The organism is Weissella diestrammenae (assembly GCF_014397255.1).
GTDB classification, from domain to species: domain Bacteria; phylum Bacillota; class Bacilli; order Lactobacillales; family Lactobacillaceae; genus Weissella; species Weissella diestrammenae.
Genome location: NZ_CP060724.1, coordinates 1,075,605 through 1,098,979, shown reverse-complemented (window position 1 = coordinate 1,098,979; position 23,375 = coordinate 1,075,605). Strand labels below are relative to the sequence as shown.

Annotated in this window: 22 protein-coding genes and 1 pseudogene; 1 reads left to right on the top strand and 22 read right to left on the bottom strand. The window is 40.2% G+C overall.

The window, feature by feature from the left end; translation table 11 throughout:
* Positions 1-26 precede the first annotated feature (26 nt).
* From H9L19_RS05380 to H9L19_RS05350, 7 genes and pseudogenes are all read right to left on the bottom strand, one after another.
* Complete coding sequence (locus H9L19_RS05380) at positions 27-2,090, bottom strand: cation:proton antiporter (RefSeq protein WP_187528674.1); 2,064 nt, start codon at positions 2,088-2,090, stop codon at positions 27-29.
* A gap of 33 nt (positions 2,091-2,123) precedes the next feature.
* Positions 2,124-3,014: a UDP-N-acetylmuramate dehydrogenase gene (murB, locus tag H9L19_RS05375; RefSeq protein WP_187528673.1), complete on the bottom strand. Its 891-nt coding sequence runs from the start codon at positions 3,012-3,014 to the stop codon at positions 2,124-2,126.
* Between the two features lie 13 nt (positions 3,015-3,027).
* Positions 3,028-3,561 carry a 3'-5' exonuclease gene (locus H9L19_RS05370; RefSeq protein ID WP_187528672.1) on the bottom strand — a complete coding sequence of 178 codons (534 nt, stop codon included), beginning with the start codon at positions 3,559-3,561 and terminating at the stop codon, positions 3,028-3,030.
* A gap of 13 nt (positions 3,562-3,574) precedes the next feature.
* Positions 3,575-4,093: a GNAT family N-acetyltransferase gene (locus H9L19_RS05365; RefSeq protein ID WP_187528671.1), complete on the bottom strand. Its 519-nt coding sequence runs from the start codon at positions 4,091-4,093 to the stop codon at positions 3,575-3,577.
* Between the two features lie 3 nt (positions 4,094-4,096).
* Positions 4,097-4,564, bottom strand: a complete 468-nt coding sequence (gene tsaE, locus H9L19_RS05360; RefSeq protein WP_187528670.1) for a tRNA (adenosine(37)-N6)-threonylcarbamoyltransferase complex ATPase subunit type 1 TsaE — start codon at positions 4,562-4,564, stop codon at positions 4,097-4,099.
* 130 nt (positions 4,565-4,694) lie between these two features.
* Positions 4,695-5,675 carry a phosphate acetyltransferase gene (pta, locus tag H9L19_RS05355; protein WP_187528669.1) on the bottom strand — a complete coding sequence of 327 codons (981 nt, stop codon included), beginning with the start codon at positions 5,673-5,675 and terminating at the stop codon, positions 4,695-4,697.
* Between the two features lie 110 nt (positions 5,676-5,785).
* Positions 5,786-6,453, bottom strand: a pseudogene (locus H9L19_RS05350) (uracil-DNA glycosylase).
* A 43-nt stretch (positions 6,454-6,496) separates the two neighbouring features.
* Between H9L19_RS05350 and H9L19_RS05345 the strand changes: the two are divergent.
* Positions 6,497-7,063 (top strand): LURP-one-related/scramblase family protein, encoded by a 567-nt coding sequence (locus H9L19_RS05345; RefSeq protein ID WP_187528668.1) that lies wholly within the window; start codon positions 6,497-6,499, stop codon positions 7,061-7,063.
* 149 nt (positions 7,064-7,212) lie between these two features.
* Here H9L19_RS05345 and H9L19_RS05340 read toward each other — a convergent pair whose 3' ends face one another.
* The 15 genes from H9L19_RS05340 to H9L19_RS05270 all read right to left on the bottom strand — a co-directional run bounded on the left by H9L19_RS05340 (position 7,213) and on the right by H9L19_RS05270 (position 23,156).
* Positions 7,213-7,422, bottom strand: coding sequence for a PspC domain-containing protein (locus H9L19_RS05340; protein WP_187528667.1), 210 nt, complete (start codon positions 7,420-7,422; stop codon positions 7,213-7,215).
* Between the two features lie 18 nt (positions 7,423-7,440).
* Positions 7,441-8,514 (bottom strand): DUF4097 family beta strand repeat-containing protein, encoded by a 1,074-nt coding sequence (locus H9L19_RS05335; protein WP_187528666.1) that lies wholly within the window; start codon positions 8,512-8,514, stop codon positions 7,441-7,443.
* Positions 8,507-8,848 (bottom strand): PadR family transcriptional regulator, encoded by a 342-nt coding sequence (locus tag H9L19_RS05330; RefSeq protein WP_187528665.1) that lies wholly within the window; start codon positions 8,846-8,848, stop codon positions 8,507-8,509. Before H9L19_RS05330 ends, H9L19_RS05335 begins: the two co-directional genes overlap by 8 nt.
* Positions 8,849-8,983: 135 nt before the next feature.
* Complete coding sequence (locus H9L19_RS05325) at positions 8,984-10,036, bottom strand: Gfo/Idh/MocA family oxidoreductase (RefSeq protein ID WP_187528664.1); 1,053 nt, start codon at positions 10,034-10,036, stop codon at positions 8,984-8,986.
* 40 nt (positions 10,037-10,076) lie between these two features.
* Positions 10,077-10,823, bottom strand: a complete 747-nt coding sequence (locus H9L19_RS05320) for an amino acid ABC transporter ATP-binding protein (RefSeq protein WP_276509290.1) — start codon at positions 10,821-10,823, stop codon at positions 10,077-10,079.
* A 1-nt stretch (position 10,824) separates the two neighbouring features.
* Positions 10,825-12,279: an ABC transporter substrate-binding protein/permease gene (locus H9L19_RS05315; protein ID WP_187528663.1), complete on the bottom strand. Its 1,455-nt coding sequence runs from the start codon at positions 12,277-12,279 to the stop codon at positions 10,825-10,827.
* A 159-nt stretch (positions 12,280-12,438) separates the two neighbouring features.
* Positions 12,439-13,125: an SDR family oxidoreductase gene (locus H9L19_RS05310; RefSeq protein WP_187528662.1), complete on the bottom strand. Its 687-nt coding sequence runs from the start codon at positions 13,123-13,125 to the stop codon at positions 12,439-12,441.
* 158 nt (positions 13,126-13,283) lie between these two features.
* Positions 13,284-13,748 carry an SsrA-binding protein SmpB gene (smpB, locus tag H9L19_RS05305; protein WP_187528661.1) on the bottom strand — a complete coding sequence of 155 codons (465 nt, stop codon included), beginning with the start codon at positions 13,746-13,748 and terminating at the stop codon, positions 13,284-13,286.
* Between the two features lie 117 nt (positions 13,749-13,865).
* A complete protein-coding gene (rnr, locus tag H9L19_RS05300) occupies positions 13,866-16,223 on the bottom strand; it encodes a ribonuclease R (protein WP_187528660.1) in 2,358 nt (785 codons plus the stop codon).
* Between the two features lie 152 nt (positions 16,224-16,375).
* Positions 16,376-16,615 carry a preprotein translocase subunit SecG gene (secG, locus tag H9L19_RS05295; protein ID WP_187528659.1) on the bottom strand — a complete coding sequence of 80 codons (240 nt, stop codon included), beginning with the start codon at positions 16,613-16,615 and terminating at the stop codon, positions 16,376-16,378.
* A 141-nt stretch (positions 16,616-16,756) separates the two neighbouring features.
* Positions 16,757-17,740, bottom strand: coding sequence for a hypothetical protein (locus H9L19_RS05290; RefSeq protein WP_187528658.1), 984 nt, complete (start codon positions 17,738-17,740; stop codon positions 16,757-16,759).
* A 457-nt stretch (positions 17,741-18,197) separates the two neighbouring features.
* Positions 18,198-18,809 (bottom strand): glycosyltransferase, encoded by a 612-nt coding sequence (locus H9L19_RS05285; protein WP_187528657.1) that lies wholly within the window; start codon positions 18,807-18,809, stop codon positions 18,198-18,200.
* A 62-nt stretch (positions 18,810-18,871) separates the two neighbouring features.
* Positions 18,872-19,285, bottom strand: a complete 414-nt coding sequence (locus tag H9L19_RS05280; RefSeq protein ID WP_187528656.1) for a glycosyltransferase — start codon at positions 19,283-19,285, stop codon at positions 18,872-18,874.
* A gap of 341 nt (positions 19,286-19,626) precedes the next feature.
* On the bottom strand, positions 19,627-20,907 hold the full coding sequence (gene tyrS, locus H9L19_RS05275) for a tyrosine--tRNA ligase (RefSeq protein WP_187528655.1): 1,281 nt from the start codon (positions 20,905-20,907) through the stop codon (positions 19,627-19,629).
* A 518-nt stretch (positions 20,908-21,425) separates the two neighbouring features.
* On the bottom strand, positions 21,426-23,156 hold the full coding sequence (locus H9L19_RS05270; RefSeq protein WP_187528654.1) for a septation ring formation regulator EzrA: 1,731 nt from the start codon (positions 23,154-23,156) through the stop codon (positions 21,426-21,428).
* Positions 23,157-23,375 lie beyond the last annotated feature (219 nt).

Genomic DNA, 23,375 nt, shown 5'->3' with positions numbered 1-23,375 from the left:
CCAGTATGGTCGTGATGGAAATGCGATTAGTGGGCTTCTTTGGTTAACAAGCCAGCCTCAGTAAAATTAATGCCTTGGCGCAATTTCATCCCCGTATCAGCGGAAATGAAATGAGCTTCAAACAGATGTTGCACAGCTTCACGTTGTGCAGTTAACCCAATCATTTCAAGTGCCATCTTAATCGCTTCAGTTTGAACATCTGTAAACTCACGTTTGACCCACTTGGCCTTTTCAATGCGATTACGATAAGAAATCACCAAATTATGTGCAATCTGCTGATCAATCTTTTTTACTTGGTCATCAGATCGGCTAGTAAACTCAGAAATCGCTGTAATTGCAGCCTTCGCTGCTTCAGATTGCGCAATCATATATTCTGCCCGCACTTTATCGTTTTCTTCATCAGTTAACCAAACACGAACGGCACGAATACCACGTAAGAACCATCCTTTCAAGCAGCGCATCGATCCTTTTTGCGATGGCCTTTGATGCATGCGTTCTAAGTCATTCATCAAGCGGTCTATTCGGCGAACTTCACTGGTATACACAAACTCAGAAATTTTTTCATCGACTAATAATTGGCGTAAACTATCACGCTCAGCTGTTAGTGCAATTCTGCGAATCGTCACCTCACTGGCTAACATTGGGTTTAATTTATCAATACTCATATTTTCAAGCTGAATCTGACGAATTTGCATCTGATAACGCAACATAATGTCATATGCCACAGTTTGGTTATTTTCCCGTCGGTGTTGCTCAATCTCACGCACTGCCGATTGCAGAACATAGATATGCGCGCGCGCCTCAGTCATATGTTTTGCGACGGGGGCCGCCGTGCCTTTTTGTTTGACCGGCTTTTCAGCTAATAGCGGCAGAAAAATCACAGCCGCCAATAATGAAATAATAATCACCGCAGAGGAGATAAAGAGCATCAAGCCACGTTCAGGAAATGGCGTCTTACCGTCTGCAATAAACAACGGTACCGATAGGACACCCGCCATTGTGACGGCACCACGAACACCTGTTAATCCTGAAACAATTGCAATTCGCCATGACAATACTTCGTCATGATGTGTCCGCCGACGAACGAACTGGGTGAAATAAGTCCACAAGACACGAATACCAAAAACGGTCAACCATGTCGCAAAAGCATAAAGGGTTACCATCATCAATGATAATTTGCCAGTCTCTCCGGCAAAATTTTGCATTGCCACTGGGATTTCGATCCCCAAAAGGACGAAGATTGTCCCATCAAGCAAATAACCTAAAATATTCCAAGTTTGAATACCGGTTAAATGTAATTCTCCAGTATAATTGACGTCAGTTTTGGTTTGTAAATTAGCGATGATGGCAGCCACAACGACTGCTATCACACCAGAAGCATGAAAGTGTTCAGCTGTTAAATAAATAATAAATGGACTAAATAATTGCACACTCACACTAAACACAACATCATGCGCCCCCTTTTCCGCTAAGAAATCCGTTGCTGCATTGAAAATACTGATGATTAACGCCCCAACCAGTGCCCCCACGAGTGACATGTAAATAAATTCGCCGGTCGCATGGAGTAATGAAAATGTCCCAGCAACTGTCGCCGCAATGGCGAACTTAAAAGCCACCAACCCACTTGCATCATTGATTAAACTTTCACCAGCAACAAGATGCAGCACATTAGCTGGTAATTTTGCATCTTTAGCAATCGCTTGGACCGCAACTGGGTCAGTTGGTGATAGAATCGCGGCAATCGCAAAAGCCACAGGTAATGACAATTCCGGCACAATGAGGTAGATGATTAGACCACCGAGCACCGTGGTAATAACGACCAACAAAATCGCATTTCCAAATATCGGTCCACGTAAGGCCCACAGCTCACGCTTAGGAAAGCGCCATGCATCTGAATACAATAGTGGCGCAATAAAAAGCAATAAAAACCAACTCGTTTCTAATTTAATTTCAACATTAAAACTAATGGCCACCAGTAATCCTAGACCAATTTGAATCAAACTAACCGGAATCGACTTAATAAAGTGCGACAACATATTGCCAATCAAGACTAAGCCAACTAAGGCGATAATGACTTCTAACGTATCCATAGAATAACTCCTAAATTATTGATAATTTACCGTTTATTCACCTAAAATTTTAACTTCCGTTTCTAATTCCACATCAAATTTAGCTTTAACCTGCGCTTGTACTGCCCGAATGACCGCAATATAGTCGCTAGCAGTCGCATGGTTAAAATTCACAATAAATCCCGCATGTTTCTTTGAGACCTGTGCGCCGCCAACAGTATAACCTTGCATGCCAGCATCCATAATGAGCTTGCCGGCATAGTGATGCGGTGGGCGCTTAAAGACCGATCCAGCAGATGGATATTCCAACGGCTGTTTTGTTGCCCGCTGAATATTAAAATCTGTCATGGCTTGTTCAATCGCAGCTCGATCACCAGGCACTAATTTAAATGTTGCGCCCAAAATGACTTCACCGCTCGTTTGAATCCGACTTTGTCGATAATCAAAAGCCATTTCAGCATTGGTTAATTCTTTAATTTGATTGTCAGCTGTTAAAACTTGAACGGAATCAATCCAACGTGCGATGTAGCCGTCATAAGCACCAGCATTCATATAGACGGCCCCACCGACAGAACCAGGAATACCCGCTGCCCATTCAACTCCCGACAAACTATGGGCCATTGCAACGTTTGTCACATCAATCAGTGCTGCACCAGCCTGCGCTGTAATGCGTTCCCCACTGACTTCAATCTGGCATAACTTACTTAAGAAAATGACTAGCCCGCGCAATCCAGCGTCACCAATCACTAAATTCGATGCATTCCCAATGACCGTGATAGGCATGTTATTATCATGTGCGCACTGTAAAACCTCTTGTAAATGAGAAACACTACTGGGCCAAAAAGCCCAATCAGCCGTTCCGCCCACTTGGGTATTCGTATAATTTGCTAAACTAACCTGTGACTTAATATCGTATCCGGGAAATTTTTGGTTTAAGTTGATCACGCTACGCACTCCTCTAAATGACTTTGACCAAGGGCTTGATTTGATCCACCCCAAATTGTTCTGCTTGTGTTACTAAAATTTGTGCGGCAGCAACCGTATCATCTAATGCGTTATGATGATGTAATAAATCGATGCCTAGTGCCGATGACACTGTATTTAACCGATGATTTGGTAATTCAGGATAAAATCGACGCGATGTTCGCACAGTATCTAATGATAAATAGTGTGGTGCTGCGACACCATAATGATCTAATGTGGCCCGCAAAACACCATTATCAAATGGCGCATTATGGGCAATGACAAGCTGATCAGGTGTATAAAACTGCTTAATTTGCTGCCAAACATCTGGAAATAAAGGCGCATCAACCACATCAGCTGGTTGTATCCCATGGATTTGAATATTTCTTGGATTAAAAGTGGTTTGCGGATTAATCAATGAATAAAATTCATCCACTAATTGATTATCTCGAACAACAACAACCGCCATTGAAACGGCACTTGACCGAACGGCACTAGCTGTTTCAAAATCCATCGCAATAAAATTCATACTTCTTACTCCATTAATCAATTGATTTTATTTTCAACGCCATTTCAATGGCTTGGACCTTAATACCACGAATATCTGTCACTTCAAAATATGTCGACGATGTTTGAATAAAGCCATATTTTTGGTAGATGTGTTTGGCCACTTCATTGCGACATTGAACGGTCAGGACTAATTCGTCGACAGTACTATAGTCAACGGCCCACCGAATCAATTCTTCAAGTAGGGCCTGTCCTAACTTTTGTCCTTGATACGCTGACAAAACAGCTAACCCAACTTCAGCTGATCGGGGTTTGTGGGGCAACGCGGTTGCAGAAACCACACCCAATAAATTGTATTTTTCATCGACGATACCTAACAAAACGTTATTAGTTGTACGCTGCAAAAAGCTAATGTTATCAGCTTCATCAGCTGAATCAATTTGGCTTGCATCCTGATTGAACATCAGGGTATCTGATTCATTTTGTAATTGCTGCACTAGTAATAACAAATTAGTTGCATCGTCTGAGGTCAATGGCCGAATGATGGCTGTCATACTTTACTTCTCCATGGCTGCGACAATTGATTGGCTGCGCGGACCACTGCCAGAAATATCAATGACGCGTTGTTGATTTGTTTCATCATGTAAGACACGTTCTAAGGTCACACTTACCACGTCTTGTGGTAAAAGATCAGCAATAAATGCCGGCCATTCAATTAATGCCACGCCCTCACGGCCAAAATAATCTTCCAGGCCCAATTCATCAGCCCCACCTTCTTCACCTAGTCGATAGACATCAAGATGATAGAGTGGAAAACGCATCGTTTGATATTCGCGCACAAGCGTAAAGGTCGGACTTTTTAGAGGTCGTTGAATGCCTAGTGCTTTGGCAAAACCTTGTGTAAAGGTTGTTTTGCCAGCACCTAAATCACCGTTCAACAAAATTGTATCACCGGGCTGAATGTTTTTTGCCAACAAACCCGCGATTGCTTGCGTTTCTTCGACTGTTTTTACTATTATTCTCATAAGCCAAATTATACCATTTTTATAGAACATGCCCTAATTTTACTCGCCCTGACTTAATTAACCTTAAATTCAAATCACGCAATTTATCAATCAAAAAAGGCATGATGCTTATCATGCCAAATTAAGTCATTTAATTTTCTAATGCTTGCGCTGCCGTGATGATGGCAGTCTTATATACATCTTCCTCATTTGCACCACGTGACAAGTCTGAAACGGGGGCAGCAAGGCCTTGTAAAATTGGGCCAACAGCTTCAAAGCCACCCAAACGTTGGGCTATTTTGTAGCCGATATTCCCCGATTGTAAATCAGGAAATACAAAAACATTTGCATGTCCAGCAACGGGTGAACCCGGTGCTTTTGAAGCACCAACAGCATCAACGAAGGCAGCGTCAAATTGCAACTCACCATCTAAAGCTAAATCAGGTGCCATTTCATGGGCCAATTTAGTTGCTTCTACGACCTTATCAACTTGAGGCGCAGCAGCTGAACCTTTAGTTGAAAATGAGAGCATAGCAACTTGTGGGTCAATGCCAAAGACCTTAGCAGTTTTTGCAGATTGAATCGCAATTTCAGCCATTATTTGAGCATCTAAATCAATGTTAATCGCCGCATCGGCAAAAATATACCGTTCATCACCGCGTTGCATCACAAACGAACCAGAAATGCGTTTCGAACCAGGTATCGTTTTAATAATCTGTAGGGCTGGCCGAACAGTGTCGCCAGTCGGATGCGTTGCCCCTGAAACCATCCCATCGGCATGTTTCATATAAACCAGCATTGTGCCAAAGTAGTTCACATCTTTTAACCATTTTGCGGCCGTCGCTGCATCCGTTTTACCATTCCGACGCGCCACCAAGGCTGAAATCATGGCTTCTTTTTCATCCGTTGGATAAGTTGCTGGGTCTAGAATATCAATCGCATGTAAATCAAAATGATTATCATTAGCTACTTGCTCAATCATTTGACGATTACCCAATAAAATTGGCTTTGCTAGACCATCAGCTGCTAACCGTACGGCCGCACCTTGAATTCTGACGTCTTCTCCCTCAGGGAAAACTAAGGTTTTCCCTTGACCTTTAATTTTTGTTGAAAGTTGTTCAAAAAGTTCCATTTCATTCACCTTCGATTTAATTTATAATGATGGTAACGATTACATGTTTATTATCTCAAAAAAACTGATAAATTGATAGTGAAAAATTTATCAAACTTAATTATACGTCATTACCATTGGATGCCAGCTTCACCATGCCGTTCTAAAAACGCATTCGCTTTTGAGAACGGCCGCGAACCAAAGAACCCTCGGTATGCTGCCAATGGGCTCGGATGCGCAGCTTTAAGAACTAAATTATTTGGACCAGTAATTAAGCGCTCTTTGGCTTGTGCTGGTCGTCCCCATAGGAAAAAAGCCACTGGTTGTGACTGCTGTGCAACCAATTCAATAATGGCATCAGTCAGTGGTTCCCAAATGAGATTGGCATGCCCATTCCGTATATGGGCTGGTACAGTCAAGACAGTGTTTAATAGTAAAACACCTTGCTGTGCCCAAGCCGATAAATCACCTTGCCGAACGCTTTCATCGCCTAAATCATCGGATAATTCACGATAAATATTCACCAACGATTTAGGAATTGGTGTGTTTTTGGGCACTGAGAAACTAAGTCCCATCGCCTGACCAACATTTGGATACGGATCCTGCCCTAAAATAACCACCTTTGTTTGCGCCAACGGGGTCTGCAACAGGGCGGAAAAAACCTGCTCTTTTGGGGGTATACTGATTGTTGGTCGCGATACGCAGTATTTAAAAAGTGCGCAACTTCCGCCCAATACTCTGACCCCAGTCGCTGCCAAAGCGGCAACCACCAATCAGTTAATTTTAAATCATCTAACACAGTCTTAGTTCCTCATTTCTTTTCATAGCAAAGGCGGCCAACGATGAAACAGCTTTATTTCCGACCATCAAATCATCAAACTAGCCTCATTGGCAATGTCATGGATACACATTATCAGCGTCTCTACCAAGTACGTGGCCGCCTAGGTCATCGCGGTGATGCGATGCGTATCTACGACCAAAGTCAACGCTGTTTGGCGCAAATTATTCAGACCACCAATGGTCTCATGCCAAAATTCCAACTGCAAATTGACCACCAAACAATTGGTACTTTTGGTGTCTCATTATATTTTCGCGAACTATTATTCATTAACCATCTCAACTGGGTTGTACTCGTTAATTTAACACAACAGCGGTATCATATTAATCATGTCAATCGGACGCTTGCGCGAGCACGGCCCCACACAAACGGATTACTTCGTATATCAATCAACGACGAGCAATTCACAAGTGTCTTAGCCTTAGTGATTATTTTTCTAGATCGACGCCAACAAATTGGCTTACCCTTTAGTTTACCACGTTTTTATTTCCCAACTCAGCCAAGGCATCTAGGTCTCGAGCATTTCGCTGGTCCAGATATGCATCGTAACGACCACAGAGGAAATATTTAGATTACAATCAAAAACACGACAATTTGCCGGTGAATCAAACGCTAGTTTGACCGGTGCCCAATTGTCGTGTTTTTTAAATTTTGCTCATTGATCTTTGTAAACAATTCAGCGTGACAATCGTCAATCAATCGCACCCCTTTGGTAATCGCCTAATCCTGATTCCGATACGGTGCTTCAGGGATAATAAAGAGTGCAATGATATACACTAAGATCCCTGGGAAAGCGACCGAAAAAATACTAATTGCAATATACAATAAGCGTACTAATTGCGAATTCCACCCAAAATGTTCTGAAATGCCACCTAAGACACCTGCCAAGACCCGATCGTTTCGCGAACGATAAATTTTATTTGTTTGCATACTTTCATTCTCCATTTCTTATTTGATGACAATTGCGCCGAGTGATGTTGATGCGTAAACATTAAAAGCTGGAGTAAACCCAACTTGCGCATCTAAATTCCCACTACTATTTAATACTGTATGTTCACGCAAAACCTTAATCATACCCATTGTCGTATTACCCTTAATTTTAAAACTAATATCTGTCATAAAGCGCATCGTGATATTGCCTAACGCCGTATCCAAATGTATATTACCCGAAACCTGTGCCCAATCAACATCAATATTCCCGGCATTCGCATGGAAACCACCTGCTCCCACAACCTGATGGGCCACTAAATTACCAGCAGCTACTTCAATATCAAACTGTCCAGTTGTGTCCATGAGTTTCAAATCACCAGCTGATACACTACCAATAAATTGATTACTGGCGTTTACCTGACTAAATTTAGCCTTACCAGCTGAAATATCAGCATCAACATTACCGGCATTAACATGTTCAACATTCAACGCACCAGCAATCAAACTTGTTTTTAAGTCACCTTGTAAATCCAAATCAGAAACAAATACCTCACCCGCATTCACACTAAGTTTCAAGTCACCCATAAAATTAGATGGCACTTCAATCTTGATGACATTGCGGAAACGACTACTGAAATTTGATTTGAAGAAATTAAACAGGCCGTGTCCAGTCGGCTTTGGCATCGTAATTCGTAATTGTTGGTCTTCATTCTGTACTTGAACCGCAAATTCTGGTCGATCAATATTGGTTAATTGATGTACCTTTACTTCTTGTCCATCACCGCGACTAATATAAACTTGACCAGCATAGGCATTCACCAATATTTGTCGATAATCCTGGGTCGCTTGGCTAAAGACTGCCACCTCCGTTGTTTCACCAGCAATCATCTTTGCAATTGCTGCGATGTCACCCAAACTGTCCAAAATGGCACGAATGGCATCTGGCTCACTAATCGTCGGATTTTGACGTTGATAATCTTGCAAGGCTTCACTTGCGTCAGACATGACTTCTTCTTTAAATTCATTCAAAGCAGTTGTCTCTGGATAAGCATCAAAAATTGCCCCAATTGATTTTTCCAATGCGTCATTCATCTTTATCACCCATTAATTCATTAATCATTTGCCGTGCAAATGCCCATGCTTCTTTTTCTGCGGTTAACCGTTCCTGACCAAGAGGTGTTAACGAATAGTACTTTCGACGCCCACCTTGACTCTCATCGCCATAATAACTTTCAACTAGACCGGCTTTACCAAGACGTCGAAAAACTGTATACAGCGTCGCCTCGTTTAATGTATATTGACCTTTTGTCCGTTGCTTAATATCTTGTACAATTCGATACCCATACGAATCACCTTGACTCAATAAATTTAAGACAATTGCATCCGTATGCCCACGAATTAAATCTTTCGACAGTTCATTCGCCATTTTTATTACCTCACTACACAAAGTAATATACCATCGATTACTATGCGTGTCAAAGTATTATTTCAGACATTTTTTACGCACCTAAATCGTTAAACAATAAAAAAAGACAGGGTTTCCCCTGTCTCCTGTCTACGGCTAATTCAACTGTTCCGTGTGCGGTCCCTTTTCATCAAAAGCCCGCGACAAAATTTCAATCGTTGTTTGCATTTGTTCATCTGTTACCAATTGTGTTTGACCGTTAACTAAAACATCGTACACATTGTCATAAACACGCCCATAATCACCTTGAATGCTAGGCAAATCTTTCTCAATACGATCGCCACTTTGATTGTAATAGGTCACGTGCCCATAAGCTTGTGGCGCATCCAGGCCAAAACCAGCCATACCTGGCATAATCCCCGCCTTTAAATCATTTTCTTGTTGATCAACGGTTGTTTTGATAAAAGTCCCTTGTGTCCCAACTAAACGCCATTTTGGATATGGTGTCACTGCCAATTCGGTGGATTGAACTGTTGCTTTAAAGGCATTTGCGTAATGCAAATTCACTTCAAATTGATCTTCAATCGTGGCTTGGGTCAAGCGTGTGGCCCGCAAATCATAAGTAGCCGCTTCTGGCCGACCAAAGAGACCAACAATTTGATCTACTAAATGTACCCCATGCCCATACCATGTGCCATCAATTTGCTCACCAGTTAACTGACCCGCCGTTGGTCGATAATGATCCATATGCAACTCTAATTCAACTGGCCGGCCAACATAACCAGCCTGTAACACGTGTTGCAGCGTTAAATAATCTGAATCAAAACGACGATTTTGAAATGGCATTAAGAAACAATGTTGTGCTTTTGCAATTTGTAATAAATCGTCCAATTCAGCGATCGTAGTGACCATTGGTTTGTCGACCAAAACATTTTGACCGGCAAGCAATAATTGTTTGACAAGCTGGTAATGCGTTGGTGCGGGCGTAACGACAACCACTAAATCAAGCGCATCATCATTTAAAATGTCAGTAAAATCAGATGTGAAACGCGTCCCACTGGCTTCCAAAGCTGCTTGATCTAACGGTCGTTTCCCCAAGGTTGGCGCATAAATGCGCGTCACATCAAATTTATCCAATCGTTGTTGTATATATGGTAAATGATAACGATTGGTACTTTTACCAAAACCGACGTAAGCAATTTTTAGCATATTTCCCCCTCCGTATGACTTTTAAAATCGAAAAATCAAATTAGACATTCAATACCTTATCTAAAAAGTCTTTGGTACGTTCATTTTGTGGCCGGTCGAAGACTGCCTCAGGTGTACCAATTTCTTGAATCAGTCCATCCGCAAAAAATACAACCCGATCAGCCACTTGCTTTGCAAAGCCCATTTCATGTGTCACAACAATCATCGTCATGCCTTCGGCAGCTAAATCTTTCATCACGCCCAAGACATCACCAACCATTTCTGGATCGAGGGCTGACGTTGGCTCATCAAATAACATGATTTTAGGATTCATTTCCAAGGCGCGCGCAATCGCTACTCGTTGCTTTTGCCCTCCAGATAAGGTTCCCGGTTTGACATTAGCCTTATCAGCTAGTCCGACACGTTCAAGTAGCGCCATTGCAGTTGAAGTTGCTTCAGCTTTGGTTTTCTTGTGCAATTCTACCGGCGCTAAAATCATATTTTCTAACACTGTCAAATGCGGAAAAAGATTAAAGTGTTGAAAAACCATCCCAATTGTTTCGCGCGTCTTGTTGATATTGTTCTTAGGATCCTCTAAATCCCAGCCATTAATCACAATTTGACCGGAATCTGTAGCCTCGAGTTGATTTAGTGATCGTAAAAATGTTGATTTTCCAGAACCAGAAGGGCCAATCATTACGACTACTTCACCTTCTAAAACAGCTAACGAGATGCCCTTTAAAACCTCATTATTACCATAACTTTTGTGTAAGTCGCGAACCGTTACAATTTCTGTCTGCTCAGTCATCTTATTTCATCCTCTTTTCAATCCAGTTTGACAGCCATGTTAATAGCGTAATGACAATAATATACATCAATCCAACCATCAACCAAACTTTGAACCCTTGTAAATTACGCGCAATAATCAATGTTCCGGTTTGTGTCAATTCAACTAAGCCAATCGCTGACAAAATTGACGTATCCTTTAACGTAATAATAAATTGATTGACGAAGCTAGGAATCGTTAACCGAATTCCCTGCGGCATGATGACCTTTCGCATGGCTTTACCATATGGCAGCCCTAACGAACGAGCCGCCTCTAGTTGTCCCTTATCAACTGACAGGAAACCGCCACGAACAAAAGCACCAATATAAGCACCTTCGTTCAAGACTAATGTCAAGATCCCTGCCGTAAACGCCGGCACCTTTTGCCCAGTTAAATTAGGAATACCAATATAGATGAAAAAAGCCAACACCAACATTGGTAATCCTCTGAAGATATAAATAATTGTGGTTGAAATGCCACGAATAATCCGTGATGGTGCAATTCCCATGACACCTAACAATAATCCCCACAAAGATGCTAAGACGATACCCAAGATCGTCATTTGCAAAGTCATCCATAGACCATGTCCAAACGCCGACCGATTTTCATTAAAAATCGTCAACCAACTAGTCTTATTGGATCCACTTTTTAAATTAGTCGCATATTTTTTGCCCGTATCACCCAAATATCGATGGACAATTTTATCATATTGACCACTGGCAACAATCTTTTTATAACCAGCATTAAATGAAGCAATCAATGCATCATTTGCACCTTTTTTTACCCCAAAACCATACCAAGCTGTTGAAGCTGGCTTCGTGATAATCTTTAAGTCGACGCCTTGTTGAATCGCATAAGCCATGACGGGTTGATCCTCAAAAGCAGCCACGGCATTACCAGTTCGGACGACATCATACATCATACTAGAATCGTTATAAGCAACCATCTTAAAACCATATTGTTTTTGAATTGACTTGGCGTAGTCATATCCAGCCGTTCCGGTTTTAACCGCGACAGTTTTATTTTTCAGCTGCGTCAAATTTTTGATTTGGCTCTTATTAGCAACGGCAACGACAACACCTGATTCATAATATGGTGTTCCAAAATCAAACGATTGTTTTCGTTCATCGGTGATTGACATCCCCGCTAAAATACCGTCTGCTTGTCCAGCTTGGACAGATTGCACAGCCGCATTAAAACTCATTGGTTTTAATTCGTAGGTGAAATTTTCAACTTTGGCAATAGCTTTTAACATATCCAAATCAATGCCAACTAACTTTCCATCACTCATTTGCCATTCAAATGGTGGGTAGGTTGAATCCGTCACAATCGTATAATGTGGTTTGTTAGCTGCATGTCCCTTCGGCACCCCAAGGCCACCAAATCCAATTAAAAATGCTGCAATTAGCACAGCAATATGCAACCCCCATTTTCGCATTATCTTTCCTCCTCAAATTGTCACTTTATTCCACAGTCTAGCATGATGATCTGGCATTTGTCATAAGTGATGTCAGGTTTAATGTTTTTAATTATTGCCTTTACTGACCGAAAAAAGGTAGTTGATACTTCAACTACCTCTACAAATTCATACAAAATGTTATCCCTTCTGGATAATATTTTGTAATACATTGATATAGAAATCTTCGACGTCTTGGACCATTGAATGACTAAGATACTCATTTGGCTGATTACTAATCTTAACTTGGTTCTCAGCTTTAATGGCCCCTGGATAAAACGACATCACTTTCACTGACTTGCCATTTGATTCTTCTTCTTTTTGAAAGCCCTCGCTAATCACACGGACAGCCTCTTTTGTAGCTTGATAAACCAATGACACATTGGCATTAACATACAAACTATCAATTGAACCCAGATTAATAAACAAACCTTGCCCACTTTCATGGAATACAGGCTGACAAGCTGAAATACTATGCAGGACACCTTTAATATTGAAATCAATGATGCGATCCCAAGCCTGCACTAAGTTATCTGCATCTGAAAATCTTGATTGTGGTACCCAATCAATATTATTCACCCAGATATCAATGCGACCAAAAGTTGACACTGCTGTGTTTGATAAATTTTTAACCGATTCTGGGTCAGCAAAATTTGTTGGCAATGCTAACGCTTCACCTCCAACTTGCTTAATCTCTGTTTCAATATCTTTAATTTCATTCGCATCAATTGACCCCAAAATCACTTTATCACCTTTCGTGGCTTGTTTCAGCGCAAATTGACGTGCAAAATGAGATGGCTTTCCTGCAAATACAATTACTTTTCCCATGACTTTATCCCTCCTATTTAGTCCTAAATTTAGGATAACAACACATTATGTACGAATTATTTACAATTTATGCCTAAAAAAAGACCGCCCACCTACGTAGGAAGTCTTCTAATCATTTACAAGTTAATACATCAGTAGCAATGGCTCTGACATCGTCATTACCGTTTAACCGATCGTCTCAATTCTCGTTCTTGATCGCGTTTTTTAATTGTTTCACGTTTATCATAACTATGTTTACCAGTCCCTAACCCGATTAGAACCTTTGCAAAACCACGTTTAATATAAACTTTCAAAGGTACAATTGTCACCCCTGCAACCGATGACGCTTTCGCTAGTCGTGTAATCTCTGACTGATGTAACAATAATCGACGTGACCTTAATGGCTCATGGTTAAACTGATTGCCTTGTGGAAACCAAGCAATATTGACATTATCTAACCAAGCTTCACCGTTTCTAATTTGGACAAAGCCATCAGCAATCGTGATTTGGCCTGCGCGAACCGATTTAATTTCAGTACCGGTCAATGCTAACCCAGCTTCAAACGTCTCACCAATTGCATAATTGTATCTTGCCTTATTGTTGGTTGCTAGCACACCTGGCCCAGCTTGCTTTTTTTTCACCATATCTTATCAACACCTCCGACATATATCAATATCGCGCGATCAATAACGACGTTTGCTTTAAAAAGCGGCATTCATTTTACAAACATCTATCACTACATCGCATGCAAAGTACGTCATTTAATGACGCCCTTTACGATTAACTGAACTATGCTTTGACTCAGGCTTACGCCGATCGCTCGGTGCGCCAAAGGGCTTACCATCATTATGCGTTTTATTCCCTTTGTCCGAACGATTACGCTTATCATTTGTCCGTCGGTCCTGACGATTACCCCCACCAAAACTACCGCGGCGATCATCTGCCACCTTGATATCTGTAATTGGTGCAGCTGTTGGGTCAACCAATACAAAGTCTAATGCGCTTTGTTCTTTATCAACACGAATCAATTTAACTTTCACTGCCTGACCAATTTGGTAAATATGATGGAAACGACGCCCAATCAATGCCAAATGACTTTCATCATAAGCGTAATAATCATCCGTCAAATTCGATGTGTGAATCAATCCCTCAACAGTGTTTGGCAATGAAACGAACATCCCAAACTTCATGACACCATTAACCACTGCATCAAATTCTTCTCCGACCTTATCAGCCATAAATTCAGTCTTCTTCATCGCATCAGTATCCCGTTCTGTATCGATTGCTCGACGTTCACGGACTGATGTATCTTTACCAATCTCTGCTAATTGATCACGATATTGACTTTGCGCTGTCTCATCAATGCCATGCTTAGCATACCACTTAATTAAGCGGTGTACAGTCAGGTCGGGATAACGTCGAATTGGTGAAGTAAAGTGCGTATAATATTTAGCGCCCAACCCAAAATGACCCAAAGACTCATTTGAATATTCAGCCCGTTGCATTGAACGTAACATCATCGTCGACACCATTTGTTCAGACGGCTGGTCCATAAATTCGTCATGAATTTTTTGGAAATCCATCGGTTTAACATCATTTGGATCAGCATTGACCTTACCACCAAGCGCCTTAACAAATTCAAAGAATTTAACACTCTTATCAATATTTGGTGTCGTGTGGACACGATACAAAAATGGCACATTCAACTGGTCAAAATGCATTGCGACTGTTTCGTTGGCTGCCAGCATGAAGGACTCAATCATCCGTTCTGACAAACCACGTTCACGCAATTGAATGTCGACGGGCTTTCCTTGCTCATCAACGATAATTTTTGCCTCTGGCGCATCAAACTCAATCGCACCACGAGCAGTCCGTTTTTTAGCTAATGCATCATGAAGGGCGGACATTTCTTCAAACATGGGCACCAATTCTGAATATTCAGCCCGAGTTTCTTCATCACCAGCTAAAATAGCATTCACTGCCTTATAAGTCATCCGTGCATGCGACTTCATAACTGATTCATGTAAGCGATGCTTGACTAAATCACCAGATGGTGTAAATTCCATTTCAGCCGACATCGCTAAACGTTCAACCCCAGGGTTCAAAGATGCAATTCCATTAGAAATATTTCGAGGCAACATTGGAATGACCCGATCAGTCAAATAAACTGATGTTCCCCGGTTATAGGCTTCCTCATCAAGCGGCGTCCCCGCGACAACATAGTGGGAAACGTCAGCAATATGCACGCCTAAATGGAAGTTACCATTTGGTAGCTTCCAAACCACAACCGCATCGTCCAAATCTTTTGATTCAATTGAGTCAATGGTTACCAGTGGTTGGTCAGTAATATCCTCACGTCCAACCTTTTCACTGGCTTGCACCGTGTCAGGAATCTTTTCAGCCTGAGCCAACACTGCCTCTGGGAAGACAGCTGGCACCTTATGACGATGAACAATCGCCATAATATCAACCCCCGGTTCATCTTTAAAACCAATTGTTTCAGTGATAATACCGGTCATTTGCTTTGGCATCGCTGGTGTGGGATATGCTTGAATCGTGGCAACAACGACTTCACCGTCATTCGCCTGAACACCGCCCTCTGCGACCAAAAAGGCATAATTAGCATGCTTTTTGTCGGTCATATTAATGGTTCCGATATAGCCAGTATAATCTGAACCTAATTTAAATTCGCCAACGACTTGATTCAAGTCGTGAGTAATAATTTCTTCAACTTTTCCTTCTGGCCCTTTACCAGTACTGGTATCCCCTTTAGTCAAAAGTGAGACCCGGACTTGATCTAAATCAAGCGCCAATGCGGTATTGTCGGGATTAACGAAGACATCCTCGTCTAGACCTTCTGCTGATACAAAACCAAAGCCTTTTGCGTTTGAACGAAATGTACCAATGTAACCTTGTACTGACGCATTATATTGAAAAGCCCCTGCTTGTTCAATAATTTTACCTTCACGTTCTAGCACTGCTAATGCTTGGACGACTTGCGTAAAACCATTAGCGTCATCTAAATGTAAGCCGTCAGTCAACGTTTGTGCTGAATAAGTCTGCGTGTTATTGGCTTTCAAAAAACCAAACAATTGATTTTGTAATTGTATTGCGTTCATTTTTTTACCTTTTCCTTTGTTAATAAGTCGTTTACCTGTCTGCTGGCCATAACGAATGGCTCTTATTTCACCCATTAATTATGCCCAGCTAGATTAAACTTCTTATAATAAAACCCTCTCGCAACGTATCACGAGAGGGAAATGCGCTATTTTTAGTGTGCTGAAAGATATACCAACGCTAAGCCCAGAATAAACCAGACAGCGCCGAGAATTGCTGTAATTCGTTGCATTACGGCTTCAAAGCCCCGTGCTTTTTGAGTAGCAAATAAATCACCACCGCCACTACCTGACAAAGCAGATAAAGCATCTTGCTGCTTTGATGGTTGCATCAACACGGCTAAAATAATCAACACGCCAACAATGATCATTGCAGTTAATAGAATACTGTACATTAATCCGGCGCCTCCTTTAGACGTTTAATCTATTGATATATTTTACCATATCCGTGGAGACGACTCAACTAAATATCACCATTCGCATTTTTTTAGGTCGACACGCCATTAATACCCCGCAAGTACGCCATTAAATGACACTTATTTCACTACAAATTTGACCGGTTGATTGTAAGTAACCCCACCATACTGGTCAACATATGAAGCCGTCAATTCGTATTCACCTTTATCAGTACAATTATATGTATGTGAGCCAATTGGAATCTGAATCGTCGAACTTGGTTCTGGCGTACGTAAATTACCACTCGAATCAAGGTCGAAACGCGTCAATTGATACGTAAAACCTTGTTTAAGGCCTGAAATCAACCCATTCTTTACTGTCACGCCCTTCAATGGATGGGCCTGTTCAAAGCGTTTGTCATTAGCTTTTGGAATCGCAATATACTCCTTCACGCCAATCTCAGTTTGGGCACGACCCAAACCATTAATTTGTCTCAGATAACCCGCCTTGCCATATAGATCTGGATAACGGTCGAGATCAATATACCCTGCGCCAGCAACCGCAATTTTTTGTCCAGTAATTATGTCCTCAAATTCGTAGTCTACCGTGGCCCCAGTTAGTCGACTTGTTACGATTTCTCCCCGAACAAAGTCAATCGTTGGCTCACTTTTTAAAGGCCTGAGAATTGCCCCCGGTGCATTTTTTATTTTTCCTTCATGCCATTGACCTGAATGATACGCCTCAATCAAATGGTAATTATTAATGGTTGCATCACCACCATCATCACCGTCAGCATTGACCTCTTTTCCACCGATCGTACCATAATTATTAATAACACTATTATCTTGTGCAATCAATGCATCTTTAACAATCAATTTTGCTCCCTTCTCAACCGTTAATTTAGCGTTTTTTGCTACTCGTACGTCATTGAGATAGGTCACCGTTTGACCCGCTTTAACCGTATAATCTTGTGTGAGAACTTGATTACCAGCAATCGTTTGATTTTGATTTGAGCAACCGACCACGACATCAGCGTGCGTCGTTATAATAGGGGTAACAAGCGGCGTAATAGCAAAAGTACTAGCGACTAGGCCAACCGAAAATGATGAAAAAATTTTATGCATATAAAATACCTCAGTTTAAGTACTCAACTTATCAATAACAAGTTGGTAGTAGCAATATACTCAGATTTTAACTTTAGTTCAACCTTTTTCATACAAAGACCACAAACACATCATTTTTTCTTCAAATTCTGCAATTAAAAACATAGTCATTCCAACTTATCGGACGTCTGGCTATCTTGTTTGACCACCATTCTTAAGACATAAAAATAAAAAAACATACGTAATCACGTATGCTTTATAAATAAAATTAACTAAAGAAAATCATGTCTTGGTTTAAAACCCCAACCGCCCATTTCTTTTTACCGCGCTTAACAATAACATATTGCAATCTGAAACGGATATTATTCTAATCAATATTTGGGCAATTACTTCAACCCAACATTAATATCTGTTTCGTTTTACAGTTTTTCAAAAAGATACCCATACTTAAAGAAAATGGCACCCTCAATTATCATCCTTACATATCTAAAATAACTTTATCAATCATATCAAATGCTGCACGTTTGACATTATACATCTGACGCATTAATTCACCAATACGCTTAGCATTAATTACCATTTCTTTATATTCATCAGGTGTTAATTTATCAAAAATATCTGGTAACTGATCTAGACTATCAATTACAATCCCAATTCCCTGTTTGATAACATAAGGTGCCACCGCACTGGTTTTAGAGACAATAATAGGTTGATCTGCAGCCAAATACATTGAAGCCTTGAACGGTGAATTATATTTTTCATAGTCTCCAAAAATCCCTGTCATCTCAGGATACGTTTCTGAATCCCAAACTAATCCAAAATGTCCTTCTAATACATGTGGAATGGCTTGATGATCAAATAACCCTTTGGAACCAAATTCATTATTCTCATCTGATCCATATAAATTTATTTTTAAATGTTTTCGTGCCTCAACAAGAAATTTTGCCTTTGCAAGATTACCAGCATAGTCAATATCAACCGTTTTTTGCAGTTTTCGTTCCCAATTATTTGTCATACGAAGTGTTATGAACCCAAATAAGCCAACAATTGTATACTTCTGATTGTATTGTAGTCCACAATCTTTAAACATTCGCTGAAGGCGTATCTTCATTGCTTCTGAATGAACCATGATTCCGTCTGATTGAGATAATTCTAAAAGATAATTATAGTTAGGGTCATAACTACCATCTGCAATTTTTTTGTCAGCTCTGCGTCAGTATAGACCCGCCACGGTTCAATATCTTGAATGAATGAAACCACTTTAGCGCCATTAAACTTACATCTCCAGATAAATTCTTTAATAAAGCTACGTCGATTCATCAATTGATATTGAATAAAAACAACATCACCTTTTTTAACACCAGTTAGCGTTCCTTCGATCAGTGCGGTTTGATAATCAGGATCTAAATCGCTATATTGATTCACATAAATTGGTATCGGTCTGAAGTGTAAATCAATTAATGCTTCTTCGATATCAAATCTAGATTTTCCCCCCGCACCACTCTCCCAAAATGGGTATCCTCCAGTATAATGTGTGCCAATTGCTGTCGTAATCCAGTTAGCCATAAATACGTCTCCAATTTTTTATAATCAGTTTGCGATAAATTTAATATTGTTTAATATATATACATATTAATACTAAGTAATTTAAATTATATATTAAATCATGTTCATTATAAATGATATATATTTCTTACATTTATGGTATTAACGTCAATGATACAAATTTCCGAACCAATCTCAGTTTTTTGTCTAAATTGTACAACTAATATTTACATTAAAATCAACACCATATCTCAACCCTTTATTTAAATTTAAATTGATATAAGTTTTAATTTTTTAAATCCCAACCTTATATATAAAACAACAAAAAAACATACGTAATCACGTATGCTTTATAAATAAAATTAACTAAAGAAAATCATGTCTTGGTTTAAAACCCCAACCGCCCATTTCTTTTTACCGCGCTTAACAATAACATATTGTCCATCAAACTTTTGACTAGGGTCAATCACAGCTTCAACATCTTTGATTTGTTCCCCATTAATTCGAATTGCACCATCTTTTACTGATTTACGCGCTGCAGTTTTTGAACTTTCAAGCCCAGCTTTAACAATCAAGTCTAATAACCCAATTACTTGACCATCAAATGTAAAAGTTGGGACATTTCCCGCTAAAGCCCGTACGTCATCCGTCGACAACTGAGCAACATCACCGTTTCCAAAGAGCACTGAGGAAACCAATTGTGCGGTTTTAACCGCCTGTTCACCATGAACAAAGCGTGTCACTTCTTCTGCGAGACGCGTTTGTGCGCGACGCGCAGCCGCGTCATTCTGAACAGACTGCATCAATTCAGCAATTTCAGTTTGCGTTAAAAATGTAAAGTATTTCAACATCTTCTCAACATCATTATCAGCAGTATTTAGCCAAAATTGATAGAACTCAAAAGGCGTGGTCTTTTTTGGATCGAGCCAGACCGCCCCGCCTTCGGTTTTACCAAACTTAGTGCCATCGGCTTTCAATAACAAAGGCACTGTCAACCCAAATGCAGGGGCCTCGCTACCTTCTAACTTATGAATTAAATCAATTCCGCCAGTAATATTTCCCCATTGGTCTGAACCACCAATTTGGAGGCGAACATGTTCATTTTTCCACAAATGATGAAAATCAATCGCTTGCAAAATTTGATACGTAAATTCAGTAAACGAAATACCTGCTTCCAAACGTGACGCAACAACGTCTTTTGCTAACATCACGTTAATTGGAAAGAACTTGCCATAATCACGTAAAAAGCTAACCAATGACAAGTTGCCCAACCAATTATTGTTATTCGTTACTGTAAAACCATCTTTGCCAAAGAGTTTTTCCATTTGTTGTGTGATTTTAGCAACATTTTGCTCAACATCAGCTTGGTTCAATAGTTGTCGTTCTTGCTTTTTCCCAGATGGATCACCGATTGAACCGGTTGCCCCACCGATTAGAATCACTGGACGAACACCTGCTAATTGGAACCGCTTTAAAATCATAAAGGGAATCAAGTGCCCAATATGCATTGAATCTCCAGTTGGGTCAATCCCAACATAAGCCCCAATTTGTTCCTTAATAATCAAAGATTGCAAGCCTTCTGGATCGGTTTGCTGATTAATGGCACCACGCCAAGCTAATTCATTTAATACGTCGCTAGTCATATTTTCCTCCTAAAAATTAAAAGCACCCCAATTTCTCAATTAGGGTGCTTTTTTAATGCACGGTACCACCTAAATTGCGACCATTCGTCGCCACTCAGTATCCGGTAACGTCGGATTACACGTTGTCATAAAATTTCTTGTGACTGTACTTCACATTCGTGAGGGCATGGTTCACATCGACCACCATGTTTCTGATTGACCCTATACGCTAGTTACTATATCACTGACTAAGATGTATTCATTGTATCATGTTCTCAGATATTTGCATCAGTTTTTAACAATTTTTTGCTTTTGCATCCGTCATGAATCAGTATCAATCACTTGCTTGCTATTTTGCCATTTGTTAATCCAATATCACACAAACTAGTGCCACTCGATTAATTTTGATACCTCCAACTTGATTTTCAATTCTAGATTACCACCTCATTCATTCTTAAGGGCTTACCAGTTAGATATTATCAAAAAAAATCCTGCAAGCTTATCACTTGCAGGACATCAATTTCAATGATTCTGATAGTTTACAATTGGAACTGTTGATCAGCATTTGCCATTTCTTGTTGATATTGTTGTTGTAAGGTCGCCGTTGTGTTTGGCTCAATGCGATCAATCGCAACACCTAATACATTCACCGCTTGCTCATAATTATAAGCTTCGTTATACAACTGCTGTGCCTGTTGCACTGCCGTCATGACTTCAGGATATTGACGCAATTGGTTTGCTTTGCGAACTAATCGTCCAGTCAACGCAGCCGCCTCGATCATTTGATTTGTCTCTGACTGTAAGTTATCTAAATCAGAACCCACAATACTTACCTGGCGTTGCATATCATCAACATCCACCCGTGCTGCATGTAATTGCTGCTCCAATTTGCTTAACATATCAGTCACTTGATTAAAGAAGACCAAATATCTTTCTGGAATGCCGGGTAATCCTTGACGTTCCACCTGGCGTTGAATGGCACGAACGCCTTCAACAAATAATTCAACTTTGTTTTGAGAGGCTTTTACAATGCCCGGTAAATCCTGCAATGATTGCCACATAGCCATCTGTTCTTTTTCAACCATACCTAATCGGGCATGGTCTTCAAGCAAAGACGTTCCTAAAGTCGTAAAAACAACCGCGTGATTTGTAATACCCAATTGGATTTCATCCAAATGTTTTTCAACACTAAACAACATCATTTCCCAATTTTTAACTGTCCCATTCTCATCTTTATTCAAGATATAATCCTGGGTCAAGCGATCCAATTCAATTATTAAATCATGATTTTGTTTCTGGGTATGAGTGAGATATTCACGCAATTCATCAACTTTTTCTTGGACATCCACTGAGGCCTGATACTCTTTTTCAAACGTGTCATAGATATAATCAATTTGCTTATGCATCGCGCTTAATTGATCATTCACTTTTTTCAACGTTAATTCTTGTAATAAGTCCAATGTGAATTGCCGTTGTTTTTCAATGTCAGCCAAAGCTGTTGGCACAAAGTCTTCCACAAATCGAAAACCAGCCGTTGTCATTTGATCATATGTTGCCTGCAATTCTTGCTGTTGGGCTGGAATTTTCTCATCAATTTCAGTATAAAGGTCCGGAATCTGTGCAATGCGCTCTTCTAGTTGATTCGTTTCCATGGCTAAAGTTTCATAAATATCAGCTGCTGATGCATGATCCCCAACCTCTGTTAATCGTGCAAATTCTGCAAAATCATCCTCAAGGCTACCCAACACTTCTTCCAACTTATCCAAAGCATTTCCAAATGAAAAACTCTGTGCTAGCAAAACCTTGCGCAAGGCCTTGTATTTTTCTTCTAATTCCGTTACCGCCGTCTTGTGAGCATGGTCTAATTGCTCTAAATCATTTAAGCCCTGCATTACTGTATCAATATCTTTTGCTAACAAATCAATATCTTGTTTCAGCTGTTTAAAAGCCTGGTTAGCTTTGACAAAGTTGATACCTTGAGATTCAAACAAAACTTTGTTTGCTTGCTCCTCAACATTATCAAAGCCTTTCGCTTCTAATTGACTATAAATTGCCTCTAGATTTTGAAATTGTTTAAGTGATTTACCAGTCAAGCTCATCTTTCGACCATTAACCAATCGATCTCGCATCGGAATATCTTTTAATTCTTGACGACGCACCATCAACTTAGCAACTTTACGCGCCGTTAGACGTTGTGACACAAAAACAAACAGATAGACGGCCGCTGCAACAACAATAAGTCCAATGATAATATGTCCAATTTGGGTCATTTAACGTCACTGAAACGTGTAAGACACACGTTCAAACTCCTTATATCTCGAATAATTAATTCTAATGTAACACGCTAAATCAGCATTCCCATTGAAATCGATTAACCTTTATAGATATATGAAATTCCTTTATACAATATTAAAGAATGGCTAATTATCTGCCGTGACGTTATTGAATTTTTTTAGGAACCAAAAAAATCAAAACAAACAATGTTGTTT